Consider the following 24,473-nt stretch of genomic DNA (forward strand, 5'->3'; position numbering starts at 1 on the left):
GTTGAAAATTCAACGCTCAGGGCGCCTTGTTAATTACTTAAACCATTACAAAGAAATGAAAAATAATTTAAAGATATACTCTATATTATTTCTCCTGCTCCTGACGGCGGGAATTAATGCTCAAAACACGACTCCCTTGATCCAATCAAAACTTGACGGAACTGTTGTCGATGATGTTACAAATCAACCCATTATAGGCGCATCTGTTATTATTAAAGGTACAACTCACGGCGTTCAAACAGACACAGAAGGAAAATTTTATTTTCAAACCGGACAAAAATTCCCTTATACTTTAATTGTAACTTATATAGGATACAAAAAAACAGAGGTTGTAGTTGATAAAAACCCTGTAATCATTAACTTAAAAGAAGAACGTCAGGAACTTGATGAATTAGTAGTTGTTGGATATGGGTCACAAAAACGAAAAGACATTACAGGTTCAGTAGCCTCGGTTCCAAAGGCCAATTTGTCTCAAGTAACTTCATCGGCAGATAACCTTTTGAGAGGTGCGGTTCCTGGTGTGGTAGTTACACAAAGTTCAGGACGTCCGGGCGCTTCATCAAGTGTGCGCATTCGTGGAGGAAACTCAATTACTGCTGGTAATGAACCTCTTTATGTATTGGATGGCGTTTTAATTTACAACGACAATAACAATGGTACGGCAGGTGTAGCATACGCAGGAGCTTCGGTGAATGTACTTTCGACAATAAATCCTGCTGATATTGAATCTATTGAAGTTTTAAAAGATGCATCAGCAACTGCTATTTATGGATCGAGAGGTGCAAATGGCGTTGTTATTATTACTACCAAAAAAGGAACAAAAGGACAAGATAATATTTCGTACCAAGGCTATTTTGGATTCCAGAATGTTTCAAAAAAATTAAATCTGATGGATGCCAGCCAATGGGCGAGCTTGCGCAATGATGTTCAGGCAAGTATTGGTCAAGCTCCTTCTTTTACTCCCGCTCAAATTGAAGCTTTTAAAACATCTGGAAGTTATGATTGGCAAGATGCTGTTTTTAGAACTGCCGCTCCTATTCAAAATCATCAATTGACTTTTTCTGGTGGAGACGATCGTTCTAGATATACAATTTCAGCAGGTTATTTTGATCAGGACGGAATTGTGATTGCAACTGATTTCAAGCGTATTTCGCTTCGTGCTAATTATGAACGAAATTATTCTCAGAAATTCAAATTTGGTGTCAATGCAAATTATACAAACTCTATCGCAAATGGAATCGGAACAAATGGAGGTTCTTCTGCTGGAAGACAGCCAAATCCGCTAGTTGTAGCGTTGTACCAGCCACCAGTTGTACCAATAAAAAATGATGATGGAAGTTACAATTTAACTAATAACCCATACGCAACGGCAACCAACGGCATTATTCCGAACCCGATTAATGATTTGGAAAATACAACCAATGAAACCAAAATTAATAGAATCTTAACGAGCTTATTTGGCGAATTTAAATTCAACAAAGAACTTACCGCAAAAGTGGCAGTGAGCGGTGACGTAATCGACACAAAACAAAATTATTATGCGCCGTCAACAACTACAACAGGAGCGGGAACTAAAGGTTTGGCTTCTGTTGGAGATCGACGTGTAAGCTCTGTATTGAATGAAAACACATTAAACTACAATACTAATTTCGGCGAAAACCATAAATTCTCTGCTTTGGCAGGATATACACTTCAATATACTGAAGGTGAAGTAGTAAATGCTGGAGCGCAGTATTTTGTAAATGATGCGAACACTTATAATGCTTTGCAAGATGGTGTTCCAGTAAAACCTTATAGTGAAGCTTTTGAAAGTGTTTTAAAATCCTGGCTGGCAAGAGTAAATTATTCTTATAAAGGAAAATACAATTTTACGCTTTCAGGTCGTGCCGATGGTTCTTCAAGATTTGGATCAGAATCACTTTGGGGTTATTTCCCATCAGCAGGATTTTCATGGAATATTACCGATGAAGAATTTGCAAACAATATCAAAGGTGTAACCGAAGCTAAACTAAGACTTACAGCCGGAACAACTGGAAACCAAGAAATTGGAAATTATCTTTCACTTGCCTCAATGGGTTCTGTAAATTATGCTTTTGGTGGAACTTTAGCAACTGGACTTGCCCCTACCCGATTAGCCAATCCTGATTTGAGATGGGAAAAAACAAATCAATATAATGTTGGTTTAGACTTATCATTATTGGACCGAAAAATCAATTTTGTTTTTGATGTTTATTACAAAAAAACAAAAGATTTGTTGATCAACGTTCCGGTGCCATTGACCTCTGGATATGCGACAGTACTTCAGAACATTGGTGGAGTTGAAAATAAAGGTCTTGAAATTGGCTTGACGACTGAAAACATAAAAACAGAAAATTTCTCATGGAATTCTAACATTGTTTTTTCTACCAATAAAAATAAAGTAACAGAAATAGGAAACGGTGTAGATCAATTTTTCCCTGTTGTGCCAAACGGCTCTTTATTACAGCAACAACCGGTAACTGTAAAAGTTGGCTTGCCTCTTGGAACTTTTTGGGGATACAGAACAAACGGAATTTTCCAGACGCAAGAAGAGGTGAATACACAGCCTAAAATCAACAGTTTGGCTAATACAAAAGTGGGAGACAGAAAATATGTTGACACAAACGGCGATGGCGTAATTACAGCTCTTGACAAAGGAAATCTTGGAACTTCACAGCCAAAATTTGTTGGAAGTTTTGGAAATACAATCTCTTACAATGACTTTGATCTGAATTTTTCTTTCCAAGGTGCTTATGGCGGAAAAATATTCAATGCCTTAAATCAGCAATTAGAAATTTCAACACTTGGAACCAATGTTGCCGAAACTTTAGTTGACAGATGGACGCCAACAAACCCAAGCAATGAAATTCCACGTGCATCAAGTTCTCCATTAGGAATTGTTTCTGAACGTTATGTTGAAGATGCCTCATTTTTGAGATTGAAATTAATCACATTAGGTTATACACTTCCAAAAAGCGTTTCAAAAAAACTGGGAACAAAAAGCGTGAAATTCTACATCTCAGCCGAAAACTTAATTACATGGACAAAGTACACTGGTTATGATCCAGAGGTAAGTTCATACGAACAAAACAACTTATATCCGGGAATTGATTTTGGTTCTTATCCAAACTCAAAAACATTCATCTCGGGCTTGAACGTAACTTTCTAAGTAAAAAAATAAAATGAAAAAGATCATTATAACATTATTATTAAGTGCGGGCTTATTTGCATCGTGCACCGATTTAGAGGTAACACCAACCTCTTTTGTAACCGAAGACAACTATTTTAAAACCCAAGATGACGCCATTGCAAGTGTTACGGCTGTTTATGCTTCATTAAGTTTAGATCCGGGAGAACAAAGTTTATTTGGAAGAAATTTATATTTCTTGACTGATATGGCTAGTGATTATCTTCGCTGCAGGAGTTTCTGCCACAAATCCACAAGTTAGAGCTTTGAGCAGTTTGACTCATGATGCAACTTCAGATCGTGTTCAAGTCGCTTGGAGACAAATCTATGCTGGAATCAACAGAGCCAATGTTTCGATTGATAATGTTCCCAAAGTAGCTGGAACTGAAGCAGTAAAAACAAGATTAGTCAACGAAGCCAAATTTATTAGAGCATTATTATATTTTCAGGCAGTTCGTCTTTGGGGAGGCGTTCCAATTGTTTTGCACGAGCCAACATCTATTGAGCTAGAAAGCTTAAAATCAAAAAGAAGAACTGTAGAAGAAGTTTATGCGCAGATTATTTCGGATTTGAAGGATGCTGAAAATCTTCCAAAAACATATCCTGCAACAGATGCCGGACGTGCAACTTCAGGTGCTCGCAAAAGCAATTCTGGCAAAAGTTTATCTGACAAGAAAAGACTGGCCAAACGCCATTGCAAAATCAAGAGAAGTTATTGATGGAGGATACGGTTATGCTTTATTTGAGAATTTCCAAGACATTTTCACTAAAACTAAAAAGAACGGAAAAGAACATATTTTTTCTGTTCAGTTTGAACCAAACCAAGCTGGAAACGGATCAAGCGGAAGCACATTTCAAGCGACTTCATTTACAGGATTTACCGCCACTGAACCGGCAGATATTATTTCGGATGTTGCTTTGTTTTATGACATTTATGCGGCAGGAGATACACGCAGAGATGTGAGTTATGCTAAACAATTACTGAATCCTGCTACCGGAACGCTTTATACTTTTCCAAAACCAATCTTCAAAAAATATTTGGATTTGACCAATTTGGCAACTCCTGCAAACGTAGCCATCAACTTTCCAGTTATTCGTTATGCTGACATTTTATTGTCTTTGGCAGAAGCCATAAACGAACAAGGCGGACCAACTGCAGAAGCATACGAATTAATCAACCAAGTACGCAGAAGAGCTTTTGCAAAACCAATTACAACTCCGGATGCTACAGTCGATTTAGTTGGATTGACTCAAACCAGTTTTAGAGCAACAATTCAAGAAGAACGCAAAAAAGAATTTGTTCAGGAAGGACAGCGCTGGTATGATTTAGTAAGATGGGGAACTTTGGTTACTGAAGTGAAAAAAGTAACAGCTAAAAATTCTGTTTCTGAAAGAAATAATCTGTATCCGATTCCACAAAGTGAAAGAAATATTGACCCAGTTGGCTTGCCTCAGAATCCTGGATATTAAATTTCAACACATAGAAACATAGATTCATTTTTTTATAAAAAGGATTCTAAAGAGAAACATATTTCTCACACATAGCGACTATGTGCATTTAAATAAGTGAAACGCCTTTTTTCAAGTTCAAAGAACTATGATTCTATGTGCTTAAAAAAAATGATTATTAAAAAAAGCTTATAACTAATAAACTATAAAAAATGAAAAATTTTAATTTTAATACTGCTTTCAAAAGTCCTAAAAAAGGGCTTTTGATTACAGCGCTCCTAGTTGCACAACTGGGAACAGCGCAAGATAAACCAGAAGAATTTAAGGGTGTTATCGGGAAAACTTTAGCCGATTCAAAAGAATATTGGCCAGAACCGGTAAAAGCTCCTAAAGGCGCACCAAACGTAATCTGGATTTTATTAGATGACGTAGGATTTGGTGCTTCAAGTGCTTTTGGAGGTTTGATCAGCACGCCAACTTTTGATCAGTTGGCCAATAATGGTTTGCGTTATACTAACTTTCATACAACCGCTATTTGTGCGCCAACTCGTGTCGCATTATTAACTGGAAGAAATTCTGGAAGAGTACATGTTAGCGGATTTTCACACACGATTTTATCTGCTGGTTTCCCAGGTTGGGACGGAAGAATTCCTTCGGATAAAGGAACTATTGCAGAGATTTTACGTGAAAACGGTTATAACACTTTTGCCGTTGGAAAATATGGTGTTACGCCAGATGAAGATGCTACAGATGCTGGTCCGTTTGACAGATGGCCAACTGGAAAAGGTTTTGATCATTTCTACGGATTCTTAGGTTCTCAAACCGATCAATACAATCCTGATTTGGTAGAAGATCAAGTTCACGTTACGCCAGATGGACGCCACTTAAATGAATTAATTACAGACAAAGCGATCAGCTATATCCAAAAACAACAAAAAGCGGCGCCAGGAAAACCTTTCTTCTTGTATTATGCACCGGGCGCAAGACACGCACCTCATCAAGTTGCTACAAAATGGAGCGATCCTTACAGAGGAAAATTTGACAAAGGCTGGGATGCTTACCGCGAAGAAGTGATTGCGAACCAAAAGAAATTGGGTGTAATTCCGGCAAATGCTGTTTTGCCAGAACGCAATCCGTTGATCACAGATTGGAAAAAATTGTCTCCAGATCAAAAGAAAGTATATGCAAGATTCATGGAAGTTTATGCCGGATTCTTGACTTATACTGATTATGAAGTGGGAAGAGTTGTAAATTATCTGAAAGAAAGCGGACAGCTTGACAACACTGTAATTTTTGTTGCAATTGGCGATAACGGGGCAAGTAAAGAAGGAACTACAGAAGGAACAATCAACCAAAGTTTATTTGCTCAAGGCGTAACTGATGAACAAAATTTAAAAACGAACTTAGCAAATATCGATGAAATTGGTACAGCAAAAGGTCTAAATACAAACTATCCATTAGGATGGGCACAGGCGACAAACGTTCCGTTCAAAAACTGGAAACAAGATGCGCAGTCTGAAGGAGGAACTCATAATCCGTTGATTGTGTTTTATCCAAACGGAATTAAAGACAAAGGCGGCATCCGAAATCAATACAGCCACGTAACCGATTTGCTTCCAACAACTTTAGATATCGTAGGCGTTAAAGCTCCGGAATATATCAAAGGTATCAAACAGGATATTATTCAGGGTTCATCTTTATATGCTTCTTTGGATAATGCTAAAGCCGAATCATTACACAAAGTTCAGTACTACTACATCTTTGGAAATAGAGCCATTTATAAAGATGGATGGAAAGCCGAGGCGACGCATGCAAATCCGTTTACTGCGGCAAAAACTGCTGGTGCTCAGACGCCTGCACCAAGTAATTTTGATGCTGATGTTTGGGAATTATACAACTTGAACGAAGATTTCAACGAGCGAAACAATTTAGCGACAAAATATCCAGAGAAATTAGCCGAGCTTAAAAAATTATTTGATGAGCAAGCCAAAGAAAACAACGTTTATCCATTGATTGACTGGCAGGATGTAATCACAAGAAAAATACATAATAATGGTCCAGACAAAGGCAAAAGTCTTCAAGACTTAATCAAACAAGTGACAAAACCAGGAGAAGGTACAACTACTGCCGGAGGTAGCCATTAAGATCGAGATTTTAAAACCTGCAAGGTTTCTAAAACCTTGTAGGTTTCATTATAAGAAATAGAAATACATTTTGATTTAGAATTCACTAAAATCACAATAAACAACAAAAAAGAACAATTTAAACACTACTAATTCTATAGAATTAAAAGTTTTTAATTTAAATTTACACTTTATAACTTTTTGGTTTTCAATAACACACAATAAAAAATAAGAAATCATGAAACGAGTAGACTATGAAATTATAGGAAAAAAATCATCGTGGGCGCGATTGTTTTTTTAGTTCCGCTAGTCATATTGGCGGGAGGTTTAGCATTAATTAATCAATTTTTAAAATAAGAAATCATGGCAATAGTACAAAGAGAAAAACTGACAAGAGATTTACTGATAAGTCTTTTTATATATTCTTTGCCGGTAGTGGCAATTTTCCTTTACTTCAAATTAAGCAACAATTTGGTAAGCGAGTCTCACATTTCGCTTCCTGCTTTTTTAGAATTCTCAAAACCTGCTTTTGAAAACATCAGAACTTGGGGCCTAACCGTTTTTATGCTGGTTTTAGGAGTTATCGAATTTGCCGCAGGTTTATACGATGACGAATGGACTGGCGAAGAACGCAAAATAGATATTGTTTGTTTTCTTGCTCCAAAATTGCTTTTGCCTCCCGTAATTGCATTTTTCAGCTTGACTGCGTTACCTTATTTGATTCCGAATTTGGCTAATTCACTTTCTTGGGTTCCTTTCTGGGGCGGATTTTTCCTGATCGCAATTGCTGATGATTTGACGCAATATTGGTACCACAGATTGCATCACCAGGTTCCGTTTTTATGGCGTTTTCATAGAACACATCACTCTGCTCCTTATATGGGAATGGCGATGGCTTCTCGTCAAAACTTTATTTATACGGTTCTTTTTTCTCAAATTTATTTGACTGCGACTCTAACTTATTTAGGTTTAGGATTGCCAGCTTTATTTGTTTTGGTCATCAAAAGTTTCATCACTTTGGGCGCGCATTCGAGTATTGCTTGGGACAAACCATTTTATAAATACAAAGTTTTGCATCCAATTGCATGGGTTTTAGAGCGTTTGATTTCGACTCCTGCAACGCATCACGCACATCACGCAGATACAAGCGGAGACGGCGTTGGACACTTTAAAGGAAACTTCGGGAATATGTTTTTCATTTGGGACGTCATCTTCGGAACGGGATTAATCACCAGAAAATTCCCAGAGTCTTACGGAACAAAATCATACAAACAAGAAGAATGGTACGCACAATTTTTATGGCCGATATTCAAGTCTAAAAAAGAAGGAAGTTCTCTTGCCGAAGGTGTTTTGTCACTTCCATCAAAACCAAAAGTTGTTGAAGAAGCTCCTGCTCCAGTTTTAGAGCAAGTTTAATCTTAAAAAGATGAAAAACACGACTTTCAAAAATAGTTTGACAGCAATTGTATTTTTACTTGCAATTGCTGTTTTTTCGCAAAATAAAAGCGGAAATTCCTTGACTCTAGATTCTTTTTATTCGAAAATCCAAAGCCATAAAAATCCGCAGATTATTGATGCAAGAGGCCCTGACGAATTTGCTCTGAATCATATTATTGGAGCTGTAAATTTCAATTTGGAATCAAAAGATTATGCAAAGCAAGTTGCAAAATTAGACAAAACAAAACCGGTTTTTATTTACTCGATTGGAGCTGGAAGAAGCGTTCAATTACAAAATGAATTGCTTAAAAACGGTTTCTCTGAAGTTTATAGTTTAGAGGGCGGAATAGCCAATTGGATTGGTGGTGGAAAACCTTATTTTGCCAATTCCAAAAGCAAATTAACCTTAGCAGAATACAACAAAATCATTTCTGATAACAAAACGGTTTTAGTTGATATTGGCTCTGTTTACTGCGGTGCCTGCAAAAAAGTAAAACCGATTCTGGAAACCATAAAAGCACAATACGGAAGCAATCTGAAAATAGTTAAAATCGATTTGGAAGACAACAAACAAGTCATCGCCGATTTGAAAACGATTAAAGTTTTTCCGACTTTAATTTTATATCAAAATGGAAAAATTATTCTTAAAAAAGAAGGTTTTGAAAATTTGAAAAATGAGGTTGATGTGGCTTTGGCTTCGAAATAACTTTTTGACTTTTATTAGACTTAGACAACCACAATATTGTCATTTCTGTAAAGGTTAGATATTTCGGTAACAAAATTTAAATTTAATAAATTTTGTTACGATGAGAAATAATAGTCAAGATTGTACATTAGAGAGGAACTATTTAGAGAAATATCGTTTCTTGATAAAAGAATATGAGCAGGTGAAAAACAAAACTCATCCACTTTATAAAAAGGCGATGGATTTTTACACAGCAAATGACACGTGCAGAAAAAGTTTCTTAAAGTATTATAATCGCTATAAACAGAGTGGGAAATCTCAGGATCTATTGCCTCAAAAGCGAGGTCCAAAATATAAAACCCGACGTCCTTTGCCTTTTATAGAACAAAAAGTAATCGAATTAAGAGAAAAAGGAAACAACAAATATGAAATTGTTAGTATCTTAAATCCCAAATTAGGAAAACATGCACCATCATATTCTGGAGTTTATAATATTTTAAAAAGGCATAAAATAAATAGATTAACTCCGAAGATTAAAAAGAATCATCAGAAAATAATCAAGGAAAGAATGGGACAGCTGGGTCATATTGATTGTCATTATTTAAGTAAAAGCATAATTCGTGGAGAAAATAAAAAACTCTATTTAGTCTGTGTAATTGATGATTACAGCCGGATTGCCTGGGCAGAATTAGTTCCAGACATTACCAGTTTAACAGTGATGTTTGCGTCATTAAAATGCTTAAACATCCTAAGCAGTCATTATGAAATAAAATTTGAAGAGATATTATCTGATAATGGAGCTGAATTTGGACCTAAAACAAGCAAAGTCAAAAATAACCATCCATTTGAAAGAATGCTGATGGAATTAGGAATCGTGCACCGATATACAAAACCTTACCGTCCACAGACAAATGGTAAAGTAGAGCGGTTTTGGAGAACTCTGGAAGACGATTTATTAAGAGACACGGATTTTGATTCTCAAGAAGAGCTAAAAGAAGAATTATTACAATATTTATATTATTATAATCACGAAAGACCACATCAGGGAATCGATGGAAAAAAGCCAATTGAAATGATAAATCCGTTACCGAAATAAGTGACTTTTACAATTTCGACGGAGGAGACCCGAGCGATAGCGAACAGGCGAAGCAAATCTCCGCAAGAAGCTCTACAAAGATTGGATATTTGTTGCGGAGTTACTCGTGAAGATTTCTCCTTCGTCGAAATGACAAAAATGCGCATAAAACACCGCACGTAAAGCTTTGTCAAAGTTTAAAACTTTGACAAAGATTATTACCAAATAGTTTGTCAGGCTGAGCGAAGTCGAAGCCCGCGCAAGTAACTCCGTCACGAAAATTGACAACAGTTTGTCATTTCGACCGGAGAGAGAAATCACACTAGTAATTCGACAAAGATTGGCGACTCACTATACGGAGTTTCTTGTGTGATTTCTCCCTCCGGTCGAAATGACAAAATTTATGCTCAATACTGAGCCAAAAACCATAAACTACAAACCATAAACCAATCAAACATGGCAAACTATAAAAAAATAACCAAAATTGTTATACCCATTTTAATCATACTCTTTCTTTTAGCAGTATTTCTTTTCTGGCCCATAAACACTGACGGAACTTTAATAAAACCGGATCAAAAACTAGCTGAAGGAAAAGCAACATTTTTAGCACAAAAAGACACCTCAACTTCTCAAAAAAGCCAAACATCATTATTCTTCTTGCTGATGATTTAGGCAAATATGATATTTCGCTTTATGGCGGAAAAGAAGTTCCAACGCCTCAAATTGATTCATTGGCTTCTTCTGGAGTTACTTTTACAGATGGTTATGTTTCAGCTTCCATTTGTTCGCCGTCGCGCGCAGGATTGCTTACGGGACGTTATCAAGAACGTTTTGGTCACGAATATCAGCCAGGCGATCGCTATCCAAAAAATAATCTTGAATATTACGCTTTCAAATATTTGATCAACACAAATAATTGGCGATTAAACGATAAAATCAATTACCCAAATGAAGCATCTATAGCCACACAAGGTTTGCCACAATCTGAAATTACTTTTGCCGATTTGGCCAAAAAACAAGGTTACAGCACGGCAATTATCGGGAAATGGCATTTGGGTCACAACAAAGGATTTTTTCCATTAGACCGTGGTTTCGATTATCATTACGGATTTTATCAGGCTTTTTCGCTTTATACGCCAGAAGACGATAATCCGGATATTATCAATCATCATCATAAAGATTTTACCGATAAAATGATTTGGGGAAATGGCCGTGTTGGGATTGGGCAAATTCGTCGCGACACCACTATTATTCATGACAAAGCGTATTTAACTGAAACTTTTGCAGATGAAGCCGAAGCTTTCATGGACAAAAATAAAACCAAACCTTTTTTGCTGTATGTTCCTTTTAATGCGCCGCATACGCCGTTTCAGGTTCGTAAAAAATACTACGATCGTTTTCCGAATGTAAAAGATGAAAACAAACGCGTGTATTATGCAATGATCAGCGCACTTGATGACGCCATTGGAAGAATTCGTGCAAAAGTTAAAAAAGAAGGTTTAGAAGAAAACACGCTAATCATTTTTGCCAGCGACAACGGTGGCGCCGATTATACTTTTGCAACAACAAATGCGCCATTAAAAGGTGGTAAATTTTCACATTTTGAAGGCGGGATAAATGTTCCGTTTGCACTTTCGTGGAAAGGAAAAATCAAACCACATACCGTTTATAAAACTCCGGTAAGCTCTCTTGATATTTTTAGCACGATTGCTTCTGTTACGGGTTCTGGCTTGCCAAAAGATCGTGTTTATGATGGCGTTGATTTAATTGATGTGGTGAACAACAATAAAGAAGCGCATAAAGATTTGTATTGGCGTTCTGGCGATGCAAAAGCAATTCGAAGCGGTAATTGGAAATTAATTGTAAGCGGAAAAACGCATGAAACCTGGCTTTATGATTTATCAAAAGACAAATCTGAAACAACAGATTTAGCTTCAAAAAATCCAGAAAAAGTAAAAGAACTCCAAACCGCTTTACAAAATTGGGAAAAAGGATTAATCAAACCGCTTTGGCCCAATTTGACTTATTACGAATTCGATTTTGGAAAACAAAAATACTTTGTGGATTTGTAATTATAATTTTTTACAAACCCGACAGGTTTTAAAAACCTGTCGGGTTTAGCGCACCTATCCAAAAATTAATTGCCTCCAGCTTTAGCTGGAGGTTTAAAGTTTGAACTGCAAAAGGCTTTAGCCAAACTTTTTATTTGGCTAAAGCCTTTTCTATTTGAAAATCAGTTACCTCCAGCTGAAGCTGGAGGAAATTGAAATAAAATTTTAGAATAATCAAATTAAAAATAAATGTCAACTCAAACTAAACAATTTAATATTCACGAAGACTGGACGGTCGTAATTCTAGGCTTCATAATCATAGGAATTTCGCTTTTTATCTATCTTCCCGAAGTTCCCATTTTCAGTTGGTCAAATAGTACCGATTTAAAAACGGAAGTATTCAATTTTGCAAACCTAAAAATACTTCTCATTCAATTTTCATATCTGATTTCTATTGGAGCTTTTGGCAATTTTTTAATTGGAAAATCAATCAAATATTTTCTATTTACTTTTCCGATTGTTTATCTTTTAACATTGATTGCATTAATTCTGGCGGGAAATTCGGCAATAAAATCCATTAATTTAGAAGCTGTCATTTTCAGTTTGATAATTGGTTTGGCAATTGGGAATTTCTTCCAACTTCCTGACTGGTTTCGATCAGCACTATCTACAGAATTATTCGTCAAAATCGGATTGGTTTTATTGGGAACCAGTGTAATTTTCTCTGATATTTTAAAAGCCGGTTCGCTGGGATTAATTCAGGCTTTGATTGTTGTTTTGTCTGTCTGGTATTTTGCCTTTTGGCTTTGCCGAAAATTAAAAGTCGATGATGAATTGACAATGATGATTTCCAGCGCCGTTTCAATTTGTGGTGTTTCTGCGAGCAATTGCAACTTCTGGCGCAATCAAAGGCGATTCTAAAAAACTGTCATATGTCATTTCAATTGTTTTGGTAACTGCCATTCCAATGATGATTTTCATGCCGATAATTGCCAAATATTTCAACTTTCCCGAAGAAGTCACTGGTGCATGGTTAGGTGGCAGTATTGACACTTCGGGAGCAGTTGTGGCTTCTGGAAGTTTAGTTGGCGAAACGGCTTTAAAAATCAGTACAATCGTAAAATTTTCTCAGAATGTTTTATTAGGATTGGCGACATTTGCAATTTCGGTTTATTGGACTTACACGCATAACAAATCGGTTGAAGCTGTAGAATCAAAGCCGACTTTAAAAGTGATTTGGGAACGCTTTCCAAAATTTGTTATTGGCTTTATTCTGGCTTCTCTCCTATTTTCATTTTTTCTTACTCCAGAAGTTCGAGATTCGGTAAAAGACAGTTTGAAAAATTTGCAAGGAATCTGGTTTGCTTTAGCTTTTACTAGCATTGGTTTGGAAACTAATTTTAAAGATTTGCTTGCTAATAACAGTCGTAAACCGTTGTATGCTTTTTTATTGGCGCAATTATTCAATGTGATTGTTACGTTGATTATTGCGTTTTTCCTGTTTGGAAAGTAAGGAGCGAGCAATTCTCTCGCAAAGTCGCAAAAACGCAAAGTTTAAGCGAAATGATTTGCCACGAATTTCGCCAATTTCTACAAATTTAATTCGTGTTAATTCGTGAAATTCGTGGCAAATCATTTTGCTCTCACTTCTTTTTTCAAAAAAAATCAAGATTAATTTGGTTTTTACAATATTAAATATAACTTTGTCTATAGAATTAGTATAGTTTAATATTTAAAACTTACATTTTGAAAACAATAGCACACAGAACGTCTTTCATTCTTCCTAAAAATTACGCCTATAACACTTTTTGTTATATGTGTAGCTGTTGTTAATTCTCCTATTTGTTTGTCATGATTTTGCCTAATTCAAAAATCAGAACAAACCCCACTTTTACTCCAATTTTATTTACAACATATTTTGCAATTCGCTTCAAACGAAGTTGCTCCATAATGTTATATCATTAAGAAAAAAGGAATTTCTGCGGCAACAGAAAACCGTCAATTAAAGAACATTTATCACTTTCAAAACAAAAAAACAACAAACAAAAAGCATTTTAGAATGAATAATAAAATTACCTCAATAGTATTTTTTGCCTTGATAATCGGATCTGCAAGTTTTACAAAAGCAAACGCTCAAAATGCTTCAAAACCAAATATCATTCTGATTATGGTAGATGATATGGGCTATTCTGATTTAGGAAATTACGGTTCAGAAATCAAAACACCAAACTTGGATAAATTAGCGAGCGAAGGTCTGCGTTTGCGTGAATTCTATAATAACTCGATTTGTGCGCCAACCCGTGCTTCGCTCTTAACGGGACAATATCAGCATAAAGCCGGAGTTGGATTTTTTGATGTCAATTTAGGACTGCCAGCTTATCAAGGTTATTTAAACAAAGAATCTTTGACTTTGGGAGAAGTTTTCCGTTCTGGCGGATACAGCACAATTTTATCAGGAAAATGGCACGTGGGTTCTGAAGATCAGGCGCAATGGCCAAATCAGAGAGGTTTTGATAAATTTTACGGCATCTTAAAAGGCGCTTCCAATTATTTTGATACAAAGCCTCTGCCTTTCGGGAAAACACCTTATCCGGTAAAATTAATTCGAAATAATGAAGAACTGCATCCAAAAGACGATTCGTATTATTTTACAGATGAAATTGGGAATAATGCTGTGACATTTTTAGAGGAGCAAAACAAAGAAAACAAACCTTTCTTTTTGTATTTAGCTTTTACAGCTCCACATTGGCCGTTGCAGGCAAAACCTATTGACATTGCCAAATACAGAGGGAAATTTGATGAAGGTTGGGATGTTTTGAGAGAAAAAAGAATCGAAAAATTAAAAGCAAACGGCATTTTACTTCCCAATCAAACCATTTCTCCAAGAGATCCTGAAGTTCCAGAATGGAATAAATTGACTTATGACGAAAAACAATTTTGGAAAGCCAAAATGGAAGTTTACGCCGCGATGGTTGACAACATGGACCAAAATGTGGGGAAAGTTTTGGACAAACTAAAAGCGCTTAAAAAAGATAAAAACACGTTGATTATTTTCATTTCAGACAACGGCGCTCAAGGCGGATTCAATACTTACAATCCACTTGGAAGAGGTTTGGTTCGAAATGATGGTCCGGTTGGAACTTCGGGATCGTTTGATTATCAGGAACAAAACTGGGCTTATTTATCGAATACCCCACTTCAGCAATATAAAAACAATATGCACGAAGGCGGTTTCAGTTCTCCGTTTATCGCTTGGTTTCCATCAAAAATAAAAGCAGGCAGAATTGACAAAGGAACAGGACATATTATTGACCTCGCTCCTACTTTCTACGAATTGGCCGGAATACAATATCCAAAAGAATATAATGGCGTAACTGCAAACCCGCTTCCGGGAAAAAGTTTGTTGCCGGTTTTATTTGATAATGTTTCAGAAGTTAACCGAGGCGAACCGCTTTTCTGGGAAAGAGCCGGAAACAGAGCCGTTCGAGACGGAAAATGGAAATTGGTTTCGATTTATCCATCATATGAATGGGAACTTTACAACCTCGAAACAGATCGTGGCGAAACAACAAATGTAGCACAGCAAAATCCGGGAATCGTGAATAAACTTTCGGCTTCTTATTTTGAATGGGCTGAAAAAACTGGAGTTGTCGAATACAGCAAATTCAAACTTAAGCCAGAAGTAATGCCGGGCGGTGCATCTCTAAAGAAATAAAAAATCTTTTTCTAACCATAAAATAATCGTTATGAGTTCATTTTATCAAGAAATAGCAAAACAGCATATCCTGCCTGAAAAAAATTAATTCATCAGTTTATAGATGATTTGTTTGTCATTTTATTTTCGAATACCTCAAAATCATTAGAATCTGAGGCAACAATCAAATACAAATTCAATCAATTGCAAAAACAGTTTGATGAATTGGTTTTGGATTTTTCACCAAAAAGCGATCAAAAACAACAGACTAAAATCTTTTTTGAAGCGATTCCGCACTTGCACAAAAAAGCATTAAACGATGCTATAACCATATTTACAAAAGATCCTGTCGCCAAATCTCTAGAAGAAGTGCTATACTCGTATCCTGGTTTTTTCGCTATTGCCGTTTACCGATTTTCGCATCAGCTTTGGGAGCAGGATTTAAAATTATTAGCCCGAACAATTTCAGAATATGCGCATATTAAAACGAGCATCGAAATTCATCCCGGCGCACAAATTGGGAAAGATTTTGCTATCGATCACGGAACAGGAATCGTGATTGGAGAAACAACAATTATTGGCGACAATGTCCAAATTTACCAAGGCGTTACACTTGGAGCTTTGAGTGTAAAAAAAGACGAAGCCTTCGTAAAAAGACATCCAACGATTGAAGACAATGTTATTATTTACGCCAACAGCACCATTCTTGGCGGTCAAACCACAGTAGGAAAAGATTCTATTATTGGCGGAAATGTCTGGTTGACCTATACTGTGCCTTCAAATTCTGTTGTGTATCATAAAAACGAAATCAAGATCAGAGACAATAATCCTTTTCCCGCACCCATTTTTTATTCTATTTAAAATATCAAAACTCACATGAAATATCAAAACATTTTAGAAACAATTGGAAACACGCCACATATTCGGCTAAACCGACTTTTTACTTCACATGAAGTGTGGATCAAATTAGAAAAATCAAATCCAGGATCGAGCATTAAAGACCGAATTGCCTTAGCAATGATTGAAGATGCTGAACGAAAAGGACTTATTAATAAAGACACTGTTATTATTGAACCAACTTCAGGAAATACGGGAATCGGGCTTTCGTTAGTTGCGGCTGTAAAAGGTTATAAAGTAATTGTAGTAATGCCCGAATCAATGAGCATTGAGCGACGAAGAATTTTAAGTGCGTACGGTGCTGAATATGTTTTAACACCAAGAGAAAAAGGAACTTCAGGCGCGGTTGAAAGAGCAAAAGAATTAGCGGCAACAATCAAGAATTCATTTCTTCCATCTCAATTTACTAACAAAGCCAATGTTGAAATTCACGAGAGAACAACAGCTCAGGAAATCATAGCGGATTTTCCAGATGGCATTGATTATCTAATTACCGGAGTTGGAACAGGAGGACATATTACCGGAGTTTCTAAAATTTTGAAACAGCATTTTCCAAATCTGCAGACTTTTGCCGTTGAGCCTGCTTTGTCGCCAGTTTTAAGCGGCGGACTTCCCTCACCTCACCCATTTCAGGGCATTGGAGCCGGATTTATTCCTGAAGTTTTTAACCGTGAATATGTTGATCAAATTTTGACTGTCGACAAAAACGAATCGTACAATTTTACAAAAAGGATTGCCAAAGAAGAGGGAATATTTGCAGGAATTTCAACCGGCGCAGTACTTTCAGCGATTTCTAAAAAACTGAAAGATATTCCAGAAAATGCTGTGATTCTGACATTTAATTATGACACTGGAGAAAGATATTTATCTGTAGATGAGCTATTTGATTAAAATTATGAATAACTTTAAGCAAGCAAAAAATAAATTATAAACCTATTAAATAACCAAAAAAATGGCAGAATCTAAACAACAACAGACCGCATTAGGCGATGTTGCGGCAAGACAACTCGCGATTGCAACACGTACCGTACCCCAAATTGGAACCACTTCTCCACGCTGGCTGACGCATCTTTTGCATTGGACACCAGTAGAATCGGGAGTTTTTCGTTTGAACAAAGTAAAAAATGCCAACCACATTGAAGTCGATTGTTCTGCACGTGACGAAAGAGTTTTACCAAATACTTTTGTTGATTATATCGAAAATCCAAGAGAATATAATCTTGCGGCCGTTCAAACGATTGTAGAAGTCCATACACGTGTTTCTGACTTGTACAGCAAGCCATACAATCAAATTACAGAACAACTTCGACTGGCAATAGAAACCATCAAAGAGCGTCAAGAAAGCGAATTAATCAATAACAAAGATTACGGATTATTAAGCAATGTGGCGCCTTCGCAAATCATAAAAACACGTACCGGCGCACCAACTCCAGATGATTTAGACGAATTGCTGACAAAAGTTTGGAAAGAGCCAGGTTTCTTTTTACTCCATCCATTGGCGATCGCGAGCATTTGGACGTGAATGTACTCGACGTGGCGTTCCGCCTCCAACTATCTCTTTATTTGGTTCTCAATTTTTGACATGGAGAGGAATTCCGCTAATTCCATCAGATAAATTGCCAATCGTAAAAGGAAAATCAAAAATCATTTTATTACGTACAGGCGAAAGCCGTCAAGGTGTAATTGGGCTCATTCAGCCGGGATTGCAAGGCGAACAATCTCCAGGATTATCGGTCCGTTTTATGGGAATTAATGAAAAAGCGATTGCTTCTTACCTAGTTTCGCTTTATTGCTCTTTGGCTATTTTGGTTGATGACGCCATCGCTGTTTTAGAGGATGTCGAAATAGGAAAGTATCATGAGTACAAATACTAACATAAACGGTTTGCCAAACATTGACGAGCCGCAAAATTTAGCCAACGAATTGTTCAGTGCTTTGCCCAACGAATTTCCAAAACAAATCTCATTGAGTCCAGACAAAAACGAACATCCACGTGCTACAAAAATTGCAGAAACGTTGCTGGAGGCCGGAAATATAAATTCAATAAATACATTTCCTGCTTATAGTCCGTCACATGTTTTGCCTGTACAACATTCTTTCAACGGTTTTGGAGTTTCTCCATCTGTGGCAAATTATGGAAATACAGGAGCCTCGGTTTTGTATCCGAATGCTGGCGCTGGATTTTCTCCACAAAAAGAAAATTCTTTTGACAGCATTCACGATGACAACGGTTTAAACATCAATAACCCGCAAACAGGTTTTCATGACATCAATTTAAAAAACAGCGTCGCACCTCAACTTAACGAAGAATCTTTGTTTTCTTCATTGCTTTTAAACGATCAGTATTTGCCTTTTCAGAGTGAAAATTCTTCTTTTGAAAATGAATTAAAAGTGACCTTAGAAAGTGTTGATACCTTTTTCCGAAAAAGATCTGATTTTCCGTCAAGCGGAAATGAAAATTCGTATTATTTTTTAGAGCAGAATCCATTCGCTCATTCAAAAAATACAAATGCAATTGTTGGAAATTCTTTTGGAACAAATCCATTAAGTGGCAGTACAAATTCACATTTCAATGCCGAATTAATCAAAAAAGATTTTCCAATTTTGAGTGAAACGGTAAACGGAAAACCTTTAATTTGGTTTGATAATGCGGCAACTACTCAAAAGCCAAAATCCGTTATTGATCGAATTGTGTATTTCTACGAACATGAAAATTCAAACATTCATCGTGCGGCGCATGAATTGGCCGCACGTGCCTCTGATGCTTACGAAGCGGCTCGAGAAAAAGTAAAAACCTTTTTGAATGCTTCATCTGTAAACGAAATTGTTTTTGTTCGTGGCGCAACCGAAGGAATAAACTTGGTTGCTTCAACTTGGGGCGATCAAAATTTGAATTCTGGAGATGAAATTATTGTAAGCAATTTAGAACATCATGCGAATATTGTTCCTTGGAAAAGGTTGGCCGATAAAAAAGGTTTAAAACTCCGCGTAATTCCAGTTGATGATGATGGTCAGATTTTGCTTGACGAATATGAAAAATTATTGAATTCAAAAACGCGATTGGTTGCTTTTACACAAGTTTCAAATGCACTAGGAACCGTTACTCCCGCTAAAAAAATAACCGAAATGGCTCATGCCGCAGGTGCAAAAGTCTTAATTGACGGAGCGCAATCTGTTTCGCATATGAAAGTTGATGTTCAGGATTTGAATCCCGATTGGCTGGTTTTTTCAGGACATAAACTTTTTGGCCCAACGGGAATTGGTGCTTTATACGGAAAAGAAGATTTATTGAACGAAATGCAACCCTATCAATCTGGTGGCAATATGATCCAGGATGTTACTTTTGAGGAAATAAAATACCATAAAGCACCGAATCGTTTTGAAGCCGGAACAGGAAATATTGCTGATGCAATTGGTCTTGGAGCCGCCATAGATTATGTAACCAAACTCGGAATTGAAGCAATTGGGCAATACGAGCATTACTTGCTTGAATACGCAACAAAACAGCTGAAAGAAATTCCGGGTGTACGATTGATTGGTACCGCAAAAGATAAAGCGAGCGTATTATCTTTTAATTTACAAGGTTATACAAACGATCAAGTGGGTCAAGCTTTAAACAAAGAAGGCATCGCAGTGAGGACCGGACATCATTGTGCACAGCCAATTTTGCGTAGAATGGGTGTTGAAACTACAGTTCGACCTTCTTTAGCATTTTATAATACGACACAAGATGTTGATACTTTTATCAGAACCTTGTGGGAACTTAAAAAAGTTAAATTCTAAAATATTGAGAGTAGCTTCTCAACAGTAATAATTACTTTTTTTGATATTTTGAGTAATTATAATCCAAAGCGACTGTTTTCCTGAACAGTCGCTTTTTTACTTTAAAATTTCTACTAGCAGGATTTATTTCACATTTTGTTAGAAAAAACACGTTTTTTAGTTGATTTTATGTTAATTCAATTCATTTATCACACAAAATAAAAAGTTTCATTTAAAAATTAATCAATTTATTACATCCTTTTTTACAAATTCAAGTTTTTTAAGCTTCAAATGTTACAAATAATACAAAAATAACATATAATGTTATATTTAATGTTAAAAACAAGCTTTTGCTTAACATTAATTTAAGATATTTGAAAGAACTAATTTAAACACAATAAAAAATGAAAATTAATTTAAAGCATTTTTTGTGGCTGATGCTCGTTTTAAGCGTGCAGATAGCTGTGGCTCAAGGAGGGGCAATTTCTGGAACAGTTACTGACAATAAGGGAGTTCCAATTCCAGGAGTAAATATTGTATTAAAAGGAACAAAAATCAGCACTCAGACTGATTTTGATGGAAATTTTAAAATTCAAGCCAATACTGGCGATGTTTTAGTTGCTAGTTATGTTAGTTTTGCTACTATCGAGGTAAAAGCTTCAAATGCTATGACAATCAAAATGGTTGAAACGCAAAATGAACTTGAAGCCGTTCTTGTTGTAGGTTACGGTACACAATCAAAAAAGAATTTAACCGATAATATAGCTCGTGTAACAGCAAAAGATATTCAACAAGTACCTGTTGCAAACGTACAAAATGCCTTAGTAGGTAAACTAGCCGGAGTACAGATTACACAAACAAATGGTAAAGTTGAAGGAGGAATGAATATTAGAGTTCGTGGAGTCGCAAGTATTAGTGCCAGCACACAGCCTCTGTATGTTTTAGATGGCATTCCGCTTATCACAGATGATGAGTCTAGCAATGGAGCGCCAACAAATCCATTGTTGACTTTAAGCCCAAATGAAATCGAATCAATTGATGTTTTAAAAGATGCTTCTTCTGCGGCAATTTATGGAGCGCGTGGAGCTAATGGAGTTGTAATCATTACAACTAAAAAAGGGAAAGAAGGCAAAGGGAATTTCTCTTTAAACTTCTCTCAAGGTATCAGTGAAGCTACTCACACTAAAAAATTTCTGAATGCAAAACAATATGTAGAATTGCTACAAGAAGCTGGACGAAATGTTGATGATTTAGAATCTGTAGAAGATGAATTGGAGTATTTATCTCAAGGAACAGATTGGAGAAACGGAGAAATCGACACAAATTGGCAAGATATTGCTTTGCGAACTGGTTATACTACTGATGCCGATTTTTCTGTATCTGGAGGTGATGACAAAACAAAATATTTCTTTGCCGGAGCTTACAACAATACTACAGGAATTGTGGATAGCAATGATTTAGAAAGAATAACAGCGAGATCAAACGTTTCTCATAAAATTACAGACCATTTTACGGCCGGAATGAATATTGGTTTCTCAAGATCTGTTATCAATAGGGTTCAAGATGACAATTCATTCTCTACTCCTATGCAATCTGTAGCTCAAGCTCCAATTTCTCAAGCGAGATTAGAAGATGGAACTCCAAATCCAAATACGGAGTATGTCAATTATTTATTAGCAAAAGACAATACTTCTTGGAAAACAATCATGAGAAGAGTTACAGGAAAAATATTCGGAGAATTAAAACTGGTTAAGGGCTTGAAATTCAATTCAGATTTTGCATATGACTTATTGACTCAAACTGAAGATTATTGGCAAGGTAAAAATGCTCCTTTTATGGCAACTGACGGAGCTGTATTTGCAACTTCTGTAAATACTGAAAGTTATATTTTCAGTAATTACTTTACGTATGATCTTACTTTTGCTGAAAATCATACTATTAATGCTGTTGCTGGTATGGAGTTCAACAAATACAACAGAAGATACCAAGATGTAAACAGTATTTATTTTCCAAATGACAGTTTTCATACTGTGGATGGTGGTGCTGAAGTCAACGAAGGACATGGCAGTGAAACTGACTATGCCTTTGTTTCTCAATTTGGGCGTTTCAATTATAGTTTCAAAAATAAATATCTTTTCAAAGCAAGTATTCGTCGTGATGGATCATCTCGTTTTGGAAAAAATGAGCGTTTTGCAGTTTTCCCTGCATTTTCAGCTGGATGGGTTATGTCGCAGGAAGAATTCTTAAAAGACAATACTGTTTTGAGTTATTTAAAATTAAAAGCAAGCTGGGGACAAGTTGGGAATGCAGAAGTGGGTAACTTTGCTTCACGCCAATTGTACAGACCTAGTTCTTACAACTTAAAATCGGGATTGACTTTTAGCCAAGCTGGAAATGATAATCTTACTTGGGAAAAATCATCTCAAACAGATGTTGGCGTCGAAGTCGGATTCATAAATAAGATCAATTTAGAAGTCGATTACTACGACAAACGTACTGATGGTCTTCTTTTTGCAAAACCTTTGGCTTTAAGTTCAGGTGCTACATCGATCAATACAAACATTGGAGAAATAAAAAGCGACTGGATTTGAAATTACTTTGAATACAAAAAATGTTGAAACCGAAAAATTCAAATGGACAACAAGTTTCAACCTTACGACAAACAACTCAAAAGTAAAATCACTTCCAAATAACAATACTGATGTTATTACAAATTACAACATCAATCGCGTTGGTGAAAACATTTCATCATTTTATTTAGTTGAATATGCGGGCGTTGATCCTGCAAATGGAGATGCTCTTTTTGTAAAAAACACGGTAAATGCTGATGGAAGTCTGGACAAAAGTACTACTAACGATTACAGCGAAGCTAAAAGAATCGTAGCCGGAAATCCTTTTCCAACTTTAATGTCTGGATTGACTAATACGATGAATTATAAAAATTTCGATTTTAACTTTACATTTCAAGGTGAATGGGGCGCAAGTATTTATAACTCTGCGGGAATATATATGTCAACAGCGAGCAGATTATTTTGACAACCAAACCGCAGATCAGCTAAATCGCTGGCAAAATCCAGGTGATATCACAAATGTGCCTCAGGCAAGATTTGGAGGTTCAAACGGAACACAGGAATCTACTCGCTATTTAGACAAAGCAGATTTCATCCGTTTACGTAACGTTACGCTAGGTTACTCATTGCCTAAAGAAACTGTACAGAAAGCAGGAATGAGTAATTTAAGAATTTATTTTACAGCTGTAAACTTGCTTACTTTTACAAATTATGAAGGAACAGATCCAGAAGCAAGAAGAGATGACTCAGGAATTGGAGAGGATTTTTACTCTGCGCCACCTGCTAGAACTATGGCAATTGGGGTAAATATTAATTTTTAAAAAGAACAAAATGAAAGCAAATAAATTAATCTTACTTATAATTTTCGCACTCTTTTTTACAAGTTGTGAAGATGAACTAAACTTAGATCCTAAGCAGGCTGAAGATGCATCGGTTACGTTAAGTACCGAAGAAGGTATTACAAATGTATTAACAGGAACTTATGCGATTGCCGCAAACGGAAATTCCTATGGCGGTCGCGTTTTACTATATGCTGATTTACTTGGCGTAACAGGTACATTAAGCACTACCGACTTAAGATGGAGAGGAACTTATGGCGAGCTTAGACAAATGTACCTTAAAACAATGGTATCTAACAACGTAATTATTGAAGGAACATATTCTAGACTTTACTCGATGATCAATGCTACAAATACAGTTATCGAAAATATCGACAAAGTAAAAGACCCAGACAAACAAGCTGTTATGATTGGAGAAGCAAATTTTTTACGATCGTTAGCTTATTTTGACTTAGTTCGATTTTTCGCAAAACCTTATATAGCCGGACAAGCAAATTCTCAATTGGGAGTTGTAATCAGACCAAATGCCATTTACGATTTCAGCGCAGACCTTTCAAAAGAAAGAAGCACTGTCGATGAAGTTTATAAAGTAATCATTGATGGATTGAATTTAGCTTATACTAATCTTCCTGAAGAGAACGGTTTTTATGCTGACAAATATGCTCGCTAAAGCTTTATTAGCAAGA

The 24,473-nt window shown here is 36.2% G+C and carries 23 protein-coding genes; all 23 read left to right on the forward strand.

Features of this window, described 5'->3' with window-relative positions; genetic code table 11:
• The first annotated feature begins 55 nt into the window (after positions 1-55).
• On the forward strand, positions 56-3,187 hold the full coding sequence (locus ACQ9BO_RS21250; RefSeq protein ID WP_431242364.1) for a SusC/RagA family TonB-linked outer membrane protein: 3,132 nt from the start codon (positions 56-58) through the stop codon (positions 3,185-3,187).
• A gap of 13 nt (positions 3,188-3,200) precedes the next feature.
• Positions 3,201-3,467, forward strand: coding sequence for a hypothetical protein (locus ACQ9BO_RS21255; protein WP_431242365.1), 267 nt, complete (start codon positions 3,201-3,203; stop codon positions 3,465-3,467).
• On the forward strand, positions 3,421-3,924 hold the full coding sequence (locus tag ACQ9BO_RS21260; protein ID WP_431242366.1) for a RagB/SusD family nutrient uptake outer membrane protein: 504 nt from the start codon (positions 3,421-3,423) through the stop codon (positions 3,922-3,924). The genes ACQ9BO_RS21255 and ACQ9BO_RS21260 overlap by 47 nt, the downstream gene beginning before the upstream one ends.
• The gene (locus ACQ9BO_RS21265) at positions 3,839-4,675 is read left to right on the forward strand and encodes a RagB/SusD family nutrient uptake outer membrane protein (RefSeq protein WP_431242367.1); all 837 of its coding nucleotides are present in this window, start codon (positions 3,839-3,841) and stop codon (positions 4,673-4,675) included. Before ACQ9BO_RS21260 ends, ACQ9BO_RS21265 begins: the two co-directional genes overlap by 86 nt.
• A gap of 191 nt (positions 4,676-4,866) precedes the next feature.
• Positions 4,867-6,798, forward strand: a complete 1,932-nt coding sequence (locus tag ACQ9BO_RS21270) for an arylsulfatase (protein ID WP_431242368.1) — start codon at positions 4,867-4,869, stop codon at positions 6,796-6,798.
• Between the two features lie 342 nt (positions 6,799-7,140).
• On the forward strand, positions 7,141-8,193 hold the full coding sequence (locus tag ACQ9BO_RS21275) for a sterol desaturase family protein (protein ID WP_431242369.1): 1,053 nt from the start codon (positions 7,141-7,143) through the stop codon (positions 8,191-8,193).
• A gap of 10 nt (positions 8,194-8,203) precedes the next feature.
• Positions 8,204-8,920: a thioredoxin domain-containing protein gene (locus ACQ9BO_RS21280; protein WP_431242370.1), complete on the forward strand. Its 717-nt coding sequence runs from the start codon at positions 8,204-8,206 to the stop codon at positions 8,918-8,920.
• 100 nt (positions 8,921-9,020) lie between these two features.
• Positions 9,021-9,995, forward strand: coding sequence for an integrase core domain-containing protein (locus ACQ9BO_RS21285; RefSeq protein ID WP_431241922.1), 975 nt, complete (start codon positions 9,021-9,023; stop codon positions 9,993-9,995).
• 435 nt (positions 9,996-10,430) lie between these two features.
• Positions 10,431-10,646 carry a hypothetical protein gene (locus ACQ9BO_RS21290; protein ID WP_431242371.1) on the forward strand — a complete coding sequence of 72 codons (216 nt, stop codon included), beginning with the start codon at positions 10,431-10,433 and terminating at the stop codon, positions 10,644-10,646.
• 11 nt (positions 10,647-10,657) lie between these two features.
• A complete protein-coding gene (locus ACQ9BO_RS21295; RefSeq protein WP_431245183.1) occupies positions 10,658-12,046 on the forward strand; it encodes a sulfatase-like hydrolase/transferase in 1,389 nt (462 codons plus the stop codon).
• A 69-nt stretch (positions 12,047-12,115) separates the two neighbouring features.
• Entirely contained in the window at positions 12,116-12,241 is a 126-nt protein-coding gene (locus ACQ9BO_RS21300) for a hypothetical protein (RefSeq protein WP_431242372.1), read from the forward strand.
• A 33-nt stretch (positions 12,242-12,274) separates the two neighbouring features.
• On the forward strand, positions 12,275-12,946 hold the full coding sequence (locus tag ACQ9BO_RS21305; protein WP_431242373.1) for a putative sulfate exporter family transporter: 672 nt from the start codon (positions 12,275-12,277) through the stop codon (positions 12,944-12,946).
• Positions 12,897-13,538, forward strand: coding sequence for a YeiH family protein (locus ACQ9BO_RS21310; RefSeq protein ID WP_431242374.1), 642 nt, complete (start codon positions 12,897-12,899; stop codon positions 13,536-13,538). Before ACQ9BO_RS21305 ends, ACQ9BO_RS21310 begins: the two co-directional genes overlap by 50 nt.
• A 546-nt stretch (positions 13,539-14,084) precedes the next feature.
• Positions 14,085-15,740, forward strand: coding sequence for an arylsulfatase (locus ACQ9BO_RS21315; protein WP_431242375.1), 1,656 nt, complete (start codon positions 14,085-14,087; stop codon positions 15,738-15,740).
• Between the two features lie 108 nt (positions 15,741-15,848).
• Positions 15,849-16,580, forward strand: a complete 732-nt coding sequence (gene epsC / locus ACQ9BO_RS21320; protein WP_431242376.1) for a serine O-acetyltransferase EpsC — start codon at positions 15,849-15,851, stop codon at positions 16,578-16,580.
• A 15-nt stretch (positions 16,581-16,595) separates the two neighbouring features.
• Positions 16,596-17,507 (forward strand): cysteine synthase A, encoded by a 912-nt coding sequence (gene cysK / locus ACQ9BO_RS21325; protein ID WP_431242377.1) that lies wholly within the window; start codon positions 16,596-16,598, stop codon positions 17,505-17,507.
• A 61-nt stretch (positions 17,508-17,568) separates the two neighbouring features.
• A complete protein-coding gene (locus ACQ9BO_RS21330; protein ID WP_431242378.1) occupies positions 17,569-18,138 on the forward strand; it encodes a hypothetical protein in 570 nt (189 codons plus the stop codon).
• A gap of 31 nt (positions 18,139-18,169) precedes the next feature.
• Positions 18,170-18,490 carry a hypothetical protein gene (locus ACQ9BO_RS21335; protein ID WP_431245184.1) on the forward strand — a complete coding sequence of 107 codons (321 nt, stop codon included), beginning with the start codon at positions 18,170-18,172 and terminating at the stop codon, positions 18,488-18,490.
• Complete coding sequence (locus ACQ9BO_RS21340) at positions 18,474-20,399, forward strand: family 2A encapsulin nanocompartment cargo protein cysteine desulfurase (protein ID WP_431242379.1); 1,926 nt, start codon at positions 18,474-18,476, stop codon at positions 20,397-20,399. Before ACQ9BO_RS21335 ends, ACQ9BO_RS21340 begins: the two co-directional genes overlap by 17 nt.
• Positions 20,400-20,782: 383 nt before the next feature.
• A complete protein-coding gene (locus ACQ9BO_RS21345) occupies positions 20,783-22,969 on the forward strand; it encodes a SusC/RagA family TonB-linked outer membrane protein (protein WP_431242380.1) in 2,187 nt (728 codons plus the stop codon).
• 7 nt (positions 22,970-22,976) lie between these two features.
• Positions 22,977-23,414, forward strand: a complete 438-nt coding sequence (locus tag ACQ9BO_RS21350) for a hypothetical protein (RefSeq protein WP_431242381.1) — start codon at positions 22,977-22,979, stop codon at positions 23,412-23,414.
• Between the two features lie 55 nt (positions 23,415-23,469).
• Complete coding sequence (locus ACQ9BO_RS21355) at positions 23,470-23,769, forward strand: hypothetical protein (protein ID WP_431242382.1); 300 nt, start codon at positions 23,470-23,472, stop codon at positions 23,767-23,769.
• A gap of 10 nt (positions 23,770-23,779) precedes the next feature.
• Entirely contained in the window at positions 23,780-24,457 is a 678-nt protein-coding gene (locus ACQ9BO_RS21360; RefSeq protein WP_431242383.1) for a RagB/SusD family nutrient uptake outer membrane protein, read from the forward strand.
• Positions 24,458-24,473: the final 16 nt, after the last annotated feature.

The organism is Flavobacterium sp. P21 (assembly GCF_050632225.1).
Taxonomy (GTDB): domain Bacteria; phylum Bacteroidota; class Bacteroidia; order Flavobacteriales; family Flavobacteriaceae; genus Flavobacterium.

Coding starts and splice junctions, on each gene's coding strand:
- ACQ9BO_RS21275 (WP_431242369.1), top strand. CDS start 7,141: ATGGCAATAGTACAAAGAGAAAAACTGACAAGAGATTTACTGATAAGT.
- ACQ9BO_RS21270 (WP_431242368.1), top strand. CDS start 4,867: ATGAAAAATTTTAATTTTAATACTGCTTTCAAAAGTCCTAAAAAAGGG.
- ACQ9BO_RS21315 (WP_431242375.1), top strand. CDS start 14,085: ATGAATAATAAAATTACCTCAATAGTATTTTTTGCCTTGATAATCGGA.
- ACQ9BO_RS21290 (WP_431242371.1), top strand. CDS start 10,431: ATGGCAAACTATAAAAAAATAACCAAAATTGTTATACCCATTTTAATC.
- ACQ9BO_RS21305 (WP_431242373.1), top strand. CDS start 12,275: ATGTCAACTCAAACTAAACAATTTAATATTCACGAAGACTGGACGGTC.
- cysK (WP_431242377.1), top strand. CDS start 16,596: ATGAAATATCAAAACATTTTAGAAACAATTGGAAACACGCCACATATT.
- ACQ9BO_RS21345 (WP_431242380.1), top strand. CDS start 20,783: ATGAAAATTAATTTAAAGCATTTTTTGTGGCTGATGCTCGTTTTAAGC.
- ACQ9BO_RS21255 (WP_431242365.1), top strand. CDS start 3,201: ATGAAAAAGATCATTATAACATTATTATTAAGTGCGGGCTTATTTGCA.
- ACQ9BO_RS21280 (WP_431242370.1), top strand. CDS start 8,204: ATGAAAAACACGACTTTCAAAAATAGTTTGACAGCAATTGTATTTTTA.
- ACQ9BO_RS21250 (WP_431242364.1), top strand. CDS start 56: ATGAAAAATAATTTAAAGATATACTCTATATTATTTCTCCTGCTCCTG.
- ACQ9BO_RS21360 (WP_431242383.1), top strand. CDS start 23,780: ATGAAAGCAAATAAATTAATCTTACTTATAATTTTCGCACTCTTTTTT.
- ACQ9BO_RS21330 (WP_431242378.1), top strand. CDS start 17,569: ATGGCAGAATCTAAACAACAACAGACCGCATTAGGCGATGTTGCGGCA.
- ACQ9BO_RS21340 (WP_431242379.1), top strand. CDS start 18,474: ATGAGTACAAATACTAACATAAACGGTTTGCCAAACATTGACGAGCCG.
- ACQ9BO_RS21285 (WP_431241922.1), top strand. CDS start 9,021: ATGAGAAATAATAGTCAAGATTGTACATTAGAGAGGAACTATTTAGAG.